The following is a 14,099-nucleotide window of genomic DNA, read 5'->3' as shown; positions in this document are numbered from 1 at the left end:
CAAAGTGTTACGATTAGGACACTATCTTATTTATATTAACATGAAATTCGGAAACTGTTTTTCAAAACTTCAAGACAGTATTTGCCGAAAAAAGGAGCTATAAACGATGGAAGGTTCAGGAAACACGGCCCAAATCGAAGAAAGGGTAAAGCGGCTTGTCGCAGAGCAGCTCCGCGTCAATCCGTCGGACATTCGTCCGGACGGTCATTTCGTCGACGACTACGGGGCGGACTCGCTCGATCTGACCGAACTGGTCATCAACGTCGAGGACGAGTTCCGCCTTCGTATACCGGAGGCGGATTTAAAGAATTTGACGACGGTGGCGAGCGTCGTCGACTATGTAGCCGGGAAGCTTCATCATTCCAACGGATAAGGAAGCGATCACGATGTTCGATTTCGAAGGACGGACGTTAAGCAAGGAACGGGCTCAAGCCTATTTCGACCAGGGCGTATGGACGAACGAGTCGTTCGTCGACGTTCTGAAGCGCAATGCCGACTTGCATCCCGATCTGGTGCACAAGGACGAGGAACGGAGCTTGACGTACCGCGAACTGTGGAACGAGGTGGAGACCGTCGCGGCCGGCTTGTTCGAATTGGGCGTCCGCCGCGGCGACAAGGTTGCGATTCAATTGCCGAATACGCTCGATTACATCGTGGCCGTGTTCGCCGCCTCGCGGATCGGCGCCGTCAGCGTCAGCCTGCAAATCGATCTGGGGCGGCACGCGATCGTGCGAAGTCTGGAGCAATCCGGGGCGAAAATCTGGATCGTCGCGGACAACTATCGCGGACAACCGCTGTACGATATGGCGTTGGAAGTTCGCAGCCTCGTTCCGAGCCTGGAGCGCATCGTCCTGCAGGGCGACGCCTCCCGGGCGAAGGAGGGCACGCTGTCGTTCTCTTCGCTGCGCAGCGGCGAGCGGCGCGTTCCGGAGCAGGAACTGGAGGCGAACCGCGCGCAGCCGCTGGACGGGTTCCTGATGGTGTTCACGTCGGGAACGACCGGTTCCCCCAAAGGCGTCGTGCATCTGCACGCGAACTATCTGTGGGCGGCGCGGGCGTATGCCAAAAATTTCGGTTACGAGACCGGAGACACCGTTCTGGGCCTCGCCCCCATCTACCATCAGACGGGGATGCTGGCCGGCGTCCTGATGACGATTGCCGTCTGCGGGCGGATCTTGCTGCTCGACCGTTTCTCGGCGAACCGCGTGCTGTCCTGGATCGAGAGCGAGAAGCCGAATTTTCTCGTCGGCGCTCCTCCGCACGTCATTCATGTGTCCAACGCCCCGAATTTGCAAACGACCGACACGTCGAGCATCAAGCTGTTCATCTACGCGGGAGCGCCGGTCCCGAGCGCCGTGCTGCAGCGTCTGCAATCGGAGGGCGGCTTCAAGGTCGGCTGCATGTTCGGCTGGACGGAAGGGCTCGTCGTTGTCGCCACCCGTCCGGAGGATTCGCTAGAAGCGATCAGCAGCACGGTCGGACTGCAAATTCCGGGACTGGAAGTGAAGCTGGTGGACGAAGAGGGACGGGAGCTAACCGATCCCGTCGCCGAAGGCGAAATGTGGGCGCGGGGGCCGAACTTCAGCGCGGGCTATTATCGGAACGCGGCCGCGGCCAACCGCCAATGGGACGAGGAAGGATGGTTCCGCTCGGGCGACTTGCTGCGCCGGGATGCGAACGGCCGATACTCGTTCATCGCGCGAGCGGATGACGTCATCAACCGCGGCGGTACGAAGATCGATCCGAAAGTCGTGGAAGACGCCATCGCCGCGCACGAAGCGGTGCAGATGATCGCCGTCGTCGGCGCGCCCCACGAGACGCTCGGCCAACAGCTCGTGGCGTGCATCGTGCTCAAAGAGGGCGCCCAGCCGTTCTCGCCGGCGGAGATGCGCGATTTTCTCGGCAGCCGGGGGCTCGCGAAGTTCCAGTTCCCCGACCAGCTTCGGTTTTTGCCGGAACTGCCCATGACCAACTCCGGCAAAATCAAGAAGAAAGATTTGCGCGAATGGCTCGCCCGCGAACAGTCGAACGGCGGCGCCGAACAAGAATAGAGGAGGAGTATTACGATGGACTGCATTTTTTGCAATATCGTAGCGGGCGAGCTTCCCGCGAACAAAGTGTACGAGGACGAGCATGTCGTCGCGTTCCACGATATTAACCCGATTGCGCCGGTGCACGTGCTGACGATTCCGAAGAAGCACATTCCGTCCGCCATGGCCATCGAGACGGAGGATTGGGAGCTGCTGGGGCATCTTTTCCACGGCATTCAGCAGGTTGCCAAAGCGACGGGCGTCGACCAATCCGGATTTCGGGTCATTACGAATATCGGGGAGCACGGTCAACAGACGGTTCACCATCTGCATTATCACGTCATCGGCGGCCGTCAGTTGGAGTGGAAGGCATAATTTCCGGGGGAAATGGGATAAGCCCGATCGGCGGCCGATATCCGGCCCCGGTCGGGCTTTTGGGGTTGCGATGCGCTCTAAGCGGGGGCGATGGCCGAGGAACGAAGTCTCCTTTATCACTTCGGCGGATTGGCGGCGCAGCGCGCAAAAGAGAGGAACTTCGTTCCTCTCTTCGGCGGATTGGCGGCGCAGGCTGAGAGAAATCTTACGGGACAAGAACCGGCGCTTTGCGGTTATGGGTCCCTTGCTCGTAAGCATACGCCAGTTTAAGAAGCGTAGGTTCGTCAAACGGACGGCCCGGAAACTCGATGCCGGCCGGCAAGCCTTCCGAAGTGAAGCCGGCGGGCACGGAGATGGCCGGGAACCCGGTTTTCGTGTCAACCTTTTTAACAATGATAGAACTTCTCTAATAAAACGATTTCATAGCTCTCTTACGGCAGTTATCTAGCAAAATCTCTTATTTATAAGCAGAATTCATGACGTCAACTCTTCCTTTTCGGCGCCGGAAATGTCATATTTTCTGCCGCTATAATTCGTTCCCTGCCGATGACCTTCCCCTGCGGAACCCGCCGTAACGGACACAGAATCCGCTATTTGACGAAAATTCCGCGTTCCCGACACCCTAACGGACCGTCGTTCCGTTAAAAGCCGGATTTCCTTCGAATAGAGCTCCGTTTCTAGCGAATAAGGGCCGTACAGTCCGTTCCGATTCCCAACAGGCTTCCGATCGCGAAATAAAGGATGGATGGTCCGTTGCGCCGACAGCACCAAGGCCGCCTCCCGATCCTCGAAAACTTCCAGCGCCAACATTGAAGGGTTGCCCCGACCGCCAAGCCTATTTGTCGCTTTTTGTGACATATTAAGAGAATCTGTTGACACATGACTTATATAATGTTAAAAATAGTTACATAGGATGCCTGGAATTTAGCGTTTAGCGAATAGAGAACCGGTACACTTCGGAAGGATTGCAGCCCGTGCTGTTACCTTTGTTGTCGTTCCGGTTTTTTATTTTTACAAAATCAAGACATGGAGGAAAAGAGAGATGGCGAAAAGATTGGGATTGGTCATGCTGGCGCTGATGCTGACGGCGGGACTGGCGGCATGCGGCAACAAATCCGAGCCTGCGGCCGGAGGCGCATCGGGCTCCGCATCGCCGGCGGCTTCGGGCGGCAGTTCGGAGACCCCCTCGGGGCAAACGACGAAGCTGTCGCTCGCGTTGTCCAGCTGGAGCGGCTTCGCGCCGCTGTATATCGCGCAGGAGAAGGGCTTCTTCAAGGAACACGGGCTCGACGTCGATCTGATTAAAATGGAGAGCGTGGCGGACCGCCGGAGCTCCCTCGCGGCGAACCGGATTCAGGGCTTCACCTCCACCGTCGACACGCACGTCGTCACGGCGGCCAGCGGCGTGCCGGTCGTTCAGGTGGTCGCGCTCGACGATTCCTACGGCGGCGACGGCCTGGTCGCCAAGAAAGAGATCAAGAGCCTGAAGGATCTCGTCGGCAAAACCGTAGCCGTGCAGACCGACGGCGGCGCAAGCTTCTTCTGGTTCCTCTACCTGCTGAACAAAGAAGGCATTAGCGAGAAGGACATCAAGTTCCAGAGCATGTCGGCGGGCGACGCCGGGGCCGCATTCGTCGCCAAGAAGGTAGACGCCGCCGTCACTTGGGAGCCGTGGCTGTCCAAGGCGAAGGAGACCGACTTCGGCTCCGTCCTGGTGTCAAGCGACGCAACCCCCGGCGTCATCGCCGACACGATCGCGCTGCGCAAGGATTTCGCCGATGCGCATCCGGATGCGGTCAAGGCGCTGGCCCAAGCGTGGTTCGAAGCGGTCGACTACTACAAGTCGAACGAGGACGATGCCGTCCAAATTATGGCGAAGGCGTTCGACCAGACGCCGGACGAATTCAAAGCCGGATTAAGCGGCGTGCGCTACTACGACAAAGCGAAAAACCAAGAATACTTCGGCACCAAGGAAAAACCCGGCGCGCTCCGCGAGCTGACGGAGCTGGGCGCGAAATTTTGGCTGGAGCACAAGCTGATCGACGCGACGCCCGACATCGACAACCTGATCGATTATTCGGCCATTCAGTAAGGAGAACGCCATGGGCAACCTGACGAACAGAAGAACATCAAGAAGGAGGAGATGGTTGGAGCCGCAAGGCTCTATCCATCCCCGCCTCTATCTCTCCCTGACGCTCTCCAGCTTCGTCCTGCTGCTTGCGGTCTGGTCGCTGCTGACGTACGGGGGCGTCGTTGACAAGCTGTTTCTGCCGTCCCCGTCGAAGATTATCGATTCGGGGATCTCGCTGTTCCGGGACTTCGATTTTATCCAGGACATCTTCGCGACGATTTACCGCGTGCTCGTCGGCTTCGTGCTGGCGTTCGCCGTCGGCTCCGTCCTCGGCGTGCTCATCGGCACGTACAAGGCGGTCGAAGCGTTCTTCGAGCCGATGATCTCCTTCGTCCGCTACATGCCGGTGTCCGCGTTCATCCCGCTGTTCATCCTGTGGATCGGGGTCGGCGACGTGGAGAAAATATCGGTTATCTTTTTCGGCAGCCTGTTCTCGATCGTCCTGATGACCGCGGTGGAAGTCGGCGGCGTGCGGCGCGAGCTGCTGGAGGCGTCCTACACGCTCGGCTCCTCCCCGTTCGGGGTGCTGCGCTCCGTCATACTGCCGGCCTCCATGCCTGGCATGATGGAGATCGCGAGACTCGTGCTGGGCTGGGCGTGGACGTACATCATCGTGGCCGAGCTCGTCGCCGCGTCGACCGGGATCGGGCACGTCATTATCGAGTCGCAGCGGATGCTGCGGACGAGCAACATTATTTTCGGTATTCTGACGATCGGGGTACTGGGATTGATTACGGATTTGATCCTGAAATGGGCCATTCGCAAAATGTTCCCGTGGAATTATGGAAGGTGAGGATCGATGCAGCCTAAACTCGAAATCCGCGGCGTCACGAAGACGTTCGGCGGCGTCAAGAAGAAACCCGACGTGCTCGCTCTCGACACCGTCAACCTTCAAATCGCGAAAAACGAATTCATCACCGTTCTCGGTCCTTCCGGCTGCGGCAAATCGACGCTCCTGCGCATTATTGCGGGGTTGGAGGAGCAATCGACCGGGAGCGTGCTCCTGGACGGCGCGGAAGTCGACGGCCCTTCCGCCGACCGGGGCATGGTGTTCCAGGCTTACTCCCTGTTCCCGTGGCTGAACGTGGAGGAGAACATCCAGTTCGGGCTGAAGAACAAGAAGATCGGCGCCCGGGAACGCAAGGAAATCGCCGCTCAATATATCGAACTGGTAGGCTTGAAAGGGTTCGAGAAGCATTACGCGAAGCAGCTGTCCGGGGGCATGCAGCAGCGCGTTGCCATTGCCCGGGCGCTCGCGAACGACCCGGAGGTGCTGCTGCTGGACGAGCCGTTCGGCGCGCTGGACAACCAGACGCGGACGCTGATGCAGGAGCTGCTGCTTGAGATTTGGGAGAAAACGAACAAAACGATCGTTTTCATCACGCACGACGTGGAAGAGTCCATCTATCTCGCCAACCGGGTGCTCGTCATGACGTCCAGGCCCGGACGGATCAAGGCGGACATTCCGATCGAGCTGGAGCATCCCCGTTCCTATCAGATCAAGGTGGACCCCCGCTTCATGCGGTACAAGGAGCATCTGACGGAGCTGATCCGCGAGGAAAGCCTCAAAGCGATCAAACAATAAGCGAACGGCAGTCCGCCGACGGCCCACGGGACGAGGCGGACTGCCTTTTCTCGTTACCGGCGCAGCGTCAGCCGGAAATCCCCGGCGGATACCGGCAGCGGGACTTCCAGCTCGTTGCGGGCCGAATCGTAGCGCCAATCCCGCAGCGGCGTTCCATCGGACAGAGCGACTTCGCCCGGCGCTTCGTCCAGATTGCCGACGCGGACGGTCAGCCCTTGGGCGGCCGCTTCCGAGAAGCCGTCATGAAGCAACCGCGCGGTCAGCGACCGTTCCTCTCCGGACTCCGTCCAGACGAATTCGCGCAGCCGATAGCGTCCGCTCTCGTAGCCGAAAGTGCGGCCGTCGTCCTCGAACAAGGAGAAGCTTCCTTCCCCTCCGGCGTAGACGCGAATCACGAGCGGTCCTTCCACCGCTTCCTCGGCGTATTGGCGCAGCGGCTGCTCGGGAACGATCGCGCCGGCCCGCACGTACAGCGGCATAACCTCCAGCGGCGCTTCCGCCAGCACGAAGCGTCCCCCGCGAAGCCGAAAGCCCCGGCGCGTTTGCGCTCGGGGCTTATCTTGCGTTCCGCCGGCATCGCGGCGTTTTCGGCCTTCCGGAATCCTTACTGCACCTTAATGTTGTTGTAATACTTCTCTTGCATCAGCTTGGCGGCGTTATCGAGCTGCTTCTTCGAGTCGGTATCCTTCTTCGAGAACACTTCCTGGATAACGTTCGTCATCGTGCCGTAGTAGTCCTGCGTGTTGAACTGCGCCTCCGGTTTGCCGTCGAGCAGCGCGTTGGACTCCTCCGAATACTTGTAGACGTTGTCGTACTTGGCGAGAATGTCTTGAACCTTCTTGCCGTATTCGGAATCCGGCTTGTAGTAATCCATGTGAGGCGGCACGTAATATTGGCCTTTCGTCTTGAAGTCCTGAATGTTCTTCTCCAGCGACTGCAGGTAGCTGTCGGAGAAGTAATCGAACGTGATATAGTCGAACGCCGCTTTCTGTTCGGCTTTGGACGCGTTCGGGTTGATGACCAGATAGTCGCCGCCGAGCACCCCGGTATGCTTGCCGCCCTTCTCGGCCGCCGGCATCGGGTAGACGAGGACGTCTTCCGGCTTCAGGCCGGCTTGCAGCGCCTGCTGCAGCGGACCCTCGGCGCCCGCCATCACCATCGCCGCCCGCCCTTGCGCGAACGCTCCGGTGGCTGCGCCCCAATCGAGCGCCCAGTCTTGCGGAATCGCATTCGCCTCCCAGCGCAGCTTCTTATAGAAATCGAGCGCCTTGACGCCGGCGTCGGAGTTGAACGCCGCCGTCACTTTGCCGTCCGCGACCGTCTGGATTTCGCCGCCCGCTTCGAACAGGAAGTTCGTCCAGTTCCAGCCGGCTTCGTTGCCTTTGCCCATCGGCGCGATGCCCGCGATGCCCTGCTTCGGATCGGCCGCCGCCTTGGCGATGTTCAGCATGTCGTCCCACGTCCAGTCGTAGGACGGAAGCGGAATGTTCTTGCTGTCCAGCAGCTTCTTGTTGATGAGCGTCGTGTTGACGTAACCCTTCTGCGTGACGCCGTACACCTTGCCGTCGACGATGAACTGGTTCTGGAACAGCGGGTTGATTTGATCCTTGTACGCGTAGCTGTTCCACAGATCCGTAATGTCCGCGGCCCAGCCTTTCTCCACCAGCATCTTGGCTTCCGTCGCGAACGTGTTGAAGAACGTCGGCGCTTCGTTCGCCGCCATCTTGATGCCGATCTCGTTGACGTTGTACTGCCAGTCGTCCGGGACGACGGTGACGTTCGGATACTTCGCCTCGAAGCGCTTGATCTTGTCGTCTTCCAGCGCGCGAAGCTCGGTCTTGTCGGCCGTCGGGTAGTAGATCTTGATCGTCACCTTCTCCGCGGTAGCATCGGCGGAGGGCGATGCCGATTCCGCAGCGGACGGCGATGCGGAACCCGAGGCGGAAGGCGAAGCGCTTGCCCCTTCCGAACCGGAAGCGTTGTCCTTGCCCCCGCCCCCGCAAGCCGTTGCGGCGGAGGCGATTACGGCCAAACTGAGCAGCATGGCGGACCATTTTTTCCTGTGCATGTTTACTCCCCCTTATTCGTATGGAATTTTGTGCTACACCTTGATCATAATGGAGGCGCATTCTTCAGGGCGATGTGCATTCCTATTCCCTTCGTGTGCAGCTTTACGATTCGTGCCGCCCTCGTTATCCCTTGACTCCGCCCAAATGCAGCCCTCTCAGGATAAACCTCTGGAAGATCAGGAAGACGACGATCGGCGGCAGCGCGACCATGGACAGAATGGCGAATTTGACGTTCAGCTTCAGTCCTGTCGCCTGAATGACCTTCTTGTAAATCGCCGTGGACAACGGATAGTGCGGGTCGCCGTGCATGACGAGCGACGGCCAGAACCAATCGTTCCAGGCGGACGAGAAGAGGAAGATCGCCAGCGTCGACACGATCGGCACGGCCAGCGGCAGCGCGATTCGCGTAAAGCCGTACCAGTCGGAAGCGCCGTCGATGCGCGAAGCTTCGAAAATCTCGTTGTTGATGTCGTCGAAGAAGCTCTTGAGCAGAAGCAGGTTGAACGCGCTCGCCCCGGCCGGCAGCCAGAAGGCGAAGAAGGAGTTCATGAGTCCGAGATCCTTCAGGTTGACGAAGTTCGGCACGATGTAGGTGGACGGCGGAATGAACAGTGTCGTCAGGAAGAAGAAGAAGATCAGCTTCCGGCGAGGCAAACTCAGCTTGGACAGCGCGAAGGCGGCTCCGCCGAGCGCGAACACCGTGACGACGAGATTGCCGGCGAAGATCAGCAGCGTGTTCTTAAGGAACAGCGGCAGCTTCATGTAATGCCAGGCTTCCCGGTAGTTGCTCCACTCCCAGGCGCGCGGAAGGAGCTTCGGCGGGAACGAATTGACTTCCGGAACGCTCTTGAGCGAATTGAAGAACGTAACGGCGATCGGATACAGCATGCTGAGGACCATGGCCGCAACGACGAGAGACATGACCCCGATGACGGCTCTGGTCGAAGCCCGCTTGGAATCGTAAGAGGACAGAATGCCCCGTTCGGCCGCTTTCATGGCTGCTTGTCCCCCCGGTTGTTCATTCGAAACTGGACGACCGCGAGCAGGCCGAGCACCAGGAACATCAGAACGCCCATGGCGGAAGCGACGCCGTATTCGAGCTTCGTGAAGGCGTATTTCACGATTTTGAGCCCATAAGTGAGCGTGGCGTTCATCGGCCCGCCGTCCAGCATCGCAAGCTGCGATTGATAGCCTTGCGAGGTGGCGATCAGCTGCAGGATCAGCATTAGCCCGATCAGGTTGCGGATCGAAGGGAGCGTAATATGGCGAATGCGCGCCCATACGCCGGCACCGTCGATCTCTGCCGCTTCGTACCAATCCTTCGGGATGCTAAGAACGGCGGCGAGATAGATCAGCATGCCCGAGCCGAACTGCTGCCACGTCTCCATGATGACGAGCGAAGCCATCGACCATTTCGAATCCGTCATGAACAAGATCTGATCCAGGCCGAGCTTCGTCAGAACGGCGTTGATCGGACCGACCGGATCGTAAATCCACCGCCACAGCCCGTACAGGACGACGACCGGAATGACGTTCGGCAAGTAGGCCGCGATCCGCACGAAGCCCTGAAACCGCTTGATTTCCGAGATGGCGACGGCGAACAGAATCGGCACCCAGAAGCCGATGACGAGACAGAGCCCCATGTAATAGAGCGTATTGCGGATCGACACGCCGATCTCGGCATCGCGGAACACCGTCCGGTAATTGTCGAAGCCGACGAACGTATCGCCTTTGACGAAGTCGACGTGGTAAAAGCTGAACACAACCCCTTTCACAATCGGAACCCACAAGAACAAAACAAACAGAACGATCGCGGGCAAGAGAAACAAATAGCCGGGCAGGTATTTCCCGAATTTCGCGCGGCTCCTTCCTCCGGTTGCATCCGGCGGCCGGACCGGCGCGGCGACAGTGTGGTCCATGGCGCTCCCTCATTCCTTTTCTGCGAGTCTAGCTTCATTGTAGAAAAGGAGATCAAGGGTGAACATGTGCGTTTCTATGACGATCGTGGCCGATCTTACTTCTTCAGGTCGCTCGGGCTGATCCCGTAATATTTCTTGAAAATTTTGCTGAAATGCTCCGGCGATTCGTAACCGACCCGGTCCGCGATCTCGTAGCGCCGCAAATCGGTCGTCAGAATAAGCCGCTTGCTCTCCTCCATGCGCAGCTTGATGACGTACTCCCACAGATTGCAATTCATGTACTTCTTGAACAGATAGCTCAAGTAGTTGGGACTGACGTGATGATGCCGGGCCACTTCGCTCAGCGTAATGCCCTTGCGGGCGTAATTCTCGTCGATGTACCGCTTCGCTTGCTCGACGATGACGTTGCTCCGGGCGACCCACTCCTCTTCCGTGGACCCTTCCTCGCGGAAAGCCCATTTGTAATCGCCGTAGTAGAAAACATAATGGTCGCGGTGCTCGTCGTTCCATTTCATCGCCTTGTACGCCTGAAGACCGAGCACGGGAATGAACGACGGTTCCCGGAGAATTTGGCTGATGCCGACGACGCTGGTCAGGTGGAGGTACTTCTCGATATTGTGGTGCAGGCTGCGCCCGATGAACTCGAGCTGGTCGATCCGGTTCGCCGTCGTCTCGGTGTAGGCCTGTTCGCTCCATTCGAGGAGCAGGCAGAGCTCGAAATCCGGCGCGTAGAACGCCTTGTGGTTCCAATCCTGGCCGAGCAGCTCGCTCGCGATGTTGAGCGCCGCGTATTGCAGCAGTCCCTTGTCCTTGTCGCCCACGTCGTCCAGCATCAGCCGCACCCGAATGACCGCAAAATAAGGCCCTTCGATCTTCACGCCGAAGCGCCGGTCCAATTCGGCCACGATCCGCTCCGCGTCCCTGGCGTCGCCGCTCACCAGCTGATGGAGCCACATCCCGCACTGCACGTCGGGAGGCGCCATTTGGAAGTTCGCCCGCATGAGCGTCAGCGCCTCCTCGTCCGGCCGCGCCGGCCGTTCGATCTGCAGCAGGACGTTCCGGACGGTGTCCAGGAACTGCCCGTTGTTCAGCGGCTTGATCAGATAGTCCCTGGCGCCGAGCCGCATCGCCATTTGCGCGTACTGGAACGTCTCGTGGGCGGAGATGACGATCGTCTCCACCCAAGGCTTCATAATTTTGGCCTGATGCATCAGCTCGATGCCGTTCATCGCGCCCATCTGGATATCGGTGACGATCAGATCGACATCTTCCATGCGCAAGTAGTCCAGCGCCTCTTGGCCGTTGCCGGCCGTCAGAATCGTTCCGATGCCGAGTCCGGACGTCTGCAGCAGATTGCTCAAGCCTTTGCAAATGAGCGGTTCGTCGTCGACAAGCAGTATCGTATACATGCGCAGGTCCCTCCCGCTTATCTTGATTCTTCGGCCGCCGGCGCCGGACGGTCCTCGGTCCGGCTGACCGGAAGCACGATCGTGACGACCGTGCCTCCGCCGGGAGGCTCGGAATAATGAATGCCGTACGCGGGGCCGAAATGCAGCCGAATCCGTTCATGCACGTTGTGAATGCCGTAGCCCGACCGGGCTTCGGGAAGCGGCTCGCGAATCATGGCGTTGATCGCTTCGTGATCGACCTTCCGGTAGCCGTTGTCCTGCACTTCGAGGACGACGTCGTCTCCCCGCCTGTACGCCCGGACGACGATCTCGCCGTCTTCGCCCATATGGCGGACGCCGTGGATGATCGCATTTTCGATCAGCGGCTGCAGCGTAATTTTCGGAATCCGATTGTCGAGCGTCTCTTCCTCGATGTCCCAGCGCACCCGGAACTCGTACTCGTACCGCTTCTGCTGCAGCCGGGTATAGGCCGTGGCGTGCTCCAGCTCCTCCTGCACCGTAATCAGCTCCCGGCCCCGGCTCAGGCTGATGCGCATCAGCTTGGCCAGCTCCTTGATCATCTCCGCCGAATCGGGGCTTCCCCCTTCGAGCGTCGACTTCCAATAAATGCTCTCCAGCGTGTTGTACAGAAGATGGGGATTGATCTGCTGATACAGAAGCTGGAGCTGCGCTTCCTTCTGCTTGATGTCCATCACGTACCGGTCCTCGATCAGCGTGTTGAGCCTCTGTGTGAGGTTGTAGACGGAATGGACGAGCACGCCGACCTCGTCGTTGCGGTCCATGCTGCCCGGCTTCGGCATCTTCTTGCCCGGCTCGTAGCCGCGCACGAAGCCCGCAAGGCGCTGCAGCGGCGTCAGCAGCGAGCGCCAGAAGTAGGCCATGACGACGATGCCGAACAACGAATAGGCCATGGAGATCCATTGGATGGCCCGCTTCAGCTCGCTCTGCTGCCGCAGCAGGGAAGCCGCGGAGATCCGGTAGATCAGCTTCTGCTGAAGCTCGTAGTCGGCGTGCTCCACATAAATGTAATTTTTGAAAATGGCGTCCTTCGTCTCTTCGCCCTTCGTTCCCTGGGCCATGTCCGGAGGCAACTCGAGCGTCTTGCCGATTCCGGGAACGGTCGAGGCGAGAATCGTGTTGTCGTAATCCGTCAGGAACATCTCCCCGTTGTCGGGCAGCGACACCGTCTTCAGCGATTGCTCGATCTTCTTGTTCACGTTGGTTGCGACGAGCACGCCCACGATCGTTTTGCCGCTGTAGGCGCTGTTGACGGCGCGGATATACGTCAGCGTCTTCGCGCCGGGCGCGTTGCCGATGCCGTCCAGTATTTTCAGGTAGCCGCGCCCTTTGCGGGCGATCGCCTCGTCGACCCAGGACGGCTTGGTCCGGTCGGAGTAGAAGAACACGCCTCCGTTCCGGTATTTCGATGCCGCGTAAGGAGCGAAGTTATATTGGTCCAACGGATCGTACACGTACAGGTAATAATAAATCGCGTCTCCTCCGCTCATGCCGATGGAGAAGGTGGAGATCAGCTTGTCGGCCGTCTCGTAAAGCTTCACCCGGTCGTACACGTCGCCCCCGCTCGCCTGCATCTGCTGGACGACCGAATTCTGGATAATCGTCGTCATGATCCGGTGGACGGTCTCGATGTCGCGGTTGATGAGCAGATGGTTCTGCTTGTTCAGCTCCATGTAGGCGTTCGTGACGTGGCGCTTCAAAATTTGTTCGGTTTTGGCGTTGGCGTACCAATTCAGAAGAAAGACCGGGCTTACGAGAATAAGAAACAGCAAAATAAGCTGGCGGTTCAGCTTCATTTTCGTCAGCGGGTTGGTCAGGCGGACCTTCGGCTTCGGCAAGTCAGGACACCCCCGGGCGATGAATTCCAGTATGAAGGGTTTTGGCGGTGCGGGTAAGCGCTAACAGGAAATTCGATAAGAAAACGCCCGATTTGCATGGGACCGCACACGATGCCCGGGCGGCGGGCGTTCGTTGGCTGCGGTCGGGCGGTTGCCGGGCTGTGTGGGGCGCGTTCGTTGGCTGCGGTCTTGCGGTCGGCTGCGGCGGGTCGGCTGCGGGCCTTATTGTCCGCCTGACGCGCAGCTGGGGCAGACGCACGCTTTGAGGCGCCGTTCGGGCGGAATCCGCTTCAGAACGTCCTCGGGAACCGTCGCTTGCACGCACCAGCACGCTTCGATCGGCCGCCCTTCGGTCAAAGCGCAGCCGTTCGGCTGTCCGCACAGGGGGCAGAGGGTCGGATCGACGGTTTCATCGGGGGCGGGGTTCGGATGGTTGGTCATCGCGTTGCTCCTTGCGGTTCGATAGTCGTTTGAGCCCATCGTACATGCAAATCGGGGGAATGACAATATGGGAAAAAATCGGGAGCCGCTTAGGCATGGAGCGAAGGCTGCCTGGGGCAGACATGACGCGCCAAGCCCCGCGATCGGGTCGCGGGGCTTGGCTTGGCGGCGGGCGGCGCGCGAGCCAAGCAGCGCTATGTGCGAGAGCGCGCAGCAAGGCGGTTGTTTCGCCTTGCTGACGGGCTGCAAACCCAAAAAGGTTGGGCAGAGAATCGCTTCTGCCC

13 protein-coding genes and 1 pseudogene are annotated in these 14,099 nt (G+C 59.3%); 6 read left to right on the top strand and 8 right to left on the bottom strand.

The window, feature by feature from the left end:
- The first annotated feature begins 106 nt into the window (after positions 1-106).
- Genes acpP through G485_RS0120435 form a run of 3 tightly spaced genes read left to right on the top strand, consistent with a single transcriptional unit; the run spans position 107 to position 2,405 of the window.
- The gene (acpP, locus tag G485_RS0120445) at positions 107-373 is read left to right on the top strand and encodes an acyl carrier protein (RefSeq protein WP_027094058.1); all 267 of its coding nucleotides are present in this window, start codon (positions 107-109) and stop codon (positions 371-373) included.
- A gap of 13 nt (positions 374-386) precedes the next feature.
- A complete protein-coding gene (locus G485_RS0120440; RefSeq protein WP_027094057.1) occupies positions 387-2,051 on the top strand; it encodes a class I adenylate-forming enzyme family protein in 1,665 nt (554 codons plus the stop codon).
- Positions 2,052-2,066: 15 nt separating this feature from the next.
- Entirely contained in the window at positions 2,067-2,405 is a 339-nt protein-coding gene (locus G485_RS0120435; protein WP_027094056.1) for a histidine triad nucleotide-binding protein, read from the top strand.
- Between the two features lie 205 nt (positions 2,406-2,610).
- Here G485_RS0120435 and G485_RS31595 read toward each other — a convergent pair.
- Positions 2,611-2,775, bottom strand: a pseudogene (locus tag G485_RS31595) (amidase family protein); the annotation flags it as partial.
- A 672-nt stretch (positions 2,776-3,447) separates the two neighbouring features.
- Here G485_RS31595 and G485_RS0120420 point away from each other — a divergent pair.
- The 3 genes from G485_RS0120420 to G485_RS0120410 are packed head-to-tail and all read left to right on the top strand — an operon-like array spanning position 3,448 to position 6,121.
- Positions 3,448-4,497, top strand: a complete 1,050-nt coding sequence (locus tag G485_RS0120420; RefSeq protein WP_027094054.1) for an ABC transporter substrate-binding protein — start codon at positions 3,448-3,450, stop codon at positions 4,495-4,497.
- Between the two features lie 55 nt (positions 4,498-4,552).
- Positions 4,553-5,329: an ABC transporter permease gene (locus G485_RS27515; RefSeq protein ID WP_205620175.1), complete on the top strand. Its 777-nt coding sequence runs from the start codon at positions 4,553-4,555 to the stop codon at positions 5,327-5,329.
- Positions 5,330-5,335: 6 nt separating this feature from the next.
- On the top strand, positions 5,336-6,121 hold the full coding sequence (locus G485_RS0120410; protein WP_027094053.1) for an ABC transporter ATP-binding protein: 786 nt from the start codon (positions 5,336-5,338) through the stop codon (positions 6,119-6,121).
- Between the two features lie 53 nt (positions 6,122-6,174).
- On the opposite strand, the gene G485_RS0120405 is transcribed toward G485_RS0120410, so the two are convergent.
- From G485_RS0120405 to G485_RS0120375, 7 genes are all read right to left on the bottom strand, one after another.
- Positions 6,175-6,627, bottom strand: coding sequence for a DUF5110 domain-containing protein (locus G485_RS0120405; RefSeq protein WP_027094052.1), 453 nt, complete (start codon positions 6,625-6,627; stop codon positions 6,175-6,177).
- A 98-nt stretch (positions 6,628-6,725) separates the two neighbouring features.
- Entirely contained in the window at positions 6,726-8,189 is a 1,464-nt protein-coding gene (locus tag G485_RS0120400) for an ABC transporter substrate-binding protein (protein WP_027094051.1), read from the bottom strand.
- A gap of 124 nt (positions 8,190-8,313) precedes the next feature.
- Complete coding sequence (locus tag G485_RS0120395) at positions 8,314-9,186, bottom strand: carbohydrate ABC transporter permease (protein WP_027094050.1); 873 nt, start codon at positions 9,184-9,186, stop codon at positions 8,314-8,316.
- Positions 9,183-10,109 carry a carbohydrate ABC transporter permease gene (locus tag G485_RS0120390; protein ID WP_027094049.1) on the bottom strand — a complete coding sequence of 309 codons (927 nt, stop codon included), beginning with the start codon at positions 10,107-10,109 and terminating at the stop codon, positions 9,183-9,185. The genes G485_RS0120395 and G485_RS0120390 overlap by 4 nt, the downstream gene beginning before the upstream one ends.
- A 95-nt stretch (positions 10,110-10,204) precedes the next feature.
- Positions 10,205-11,518 (bottom strand): response regulator transcription factor, encoded by a 1,314-nt coding sequence (locus G485_RS0120385; RefSeq protein WP_027094048.1) that lies wholly within the window; start codon positions 11,516-11,518, stop codon positions 10,205-10,207.
- Positions 11,519-11,535: 17 nt separating this feature from the next.
- Positions 11,536-13,374, bottom strand: coding sequence for a cache domain-containing sensor histidine kinase (locus G485_RS27510; protein WP_338027773.1), 1,839 nt, complete (start codon positions 13,372-13,374; stop codon positions 11,536-11,538).
- Between the two features lie 222 nt (positions 13,375-13,596).
- Complete coding sequence (locus G485_RS0120375; RefSeq protein WP_027094047.1) at positions 13,597-13,815, bottom strand: cysteine-rich CWC family protein; 219 nt, start codon at positions 13,813-13,815, stop codon at positions 13,597-13,599.
- Between the last annotated feature and the right edge of the window lie 284 nt (positions 13,816-14,099).

Origin of the sequence: Cohnella thermotolerans DSM 17683, from assembly GCF_000429825.1 — a bacterium.
Taxonomy (GTDB): Bacteria; Bacillota; Bacilli; order Paenibacillales; family Paenibacillaceae; genus Cohnella; species Cohnella thermotolerans.
This window is presented reverse-complemented; position numbering and strand designations above follow the sequence as displayed.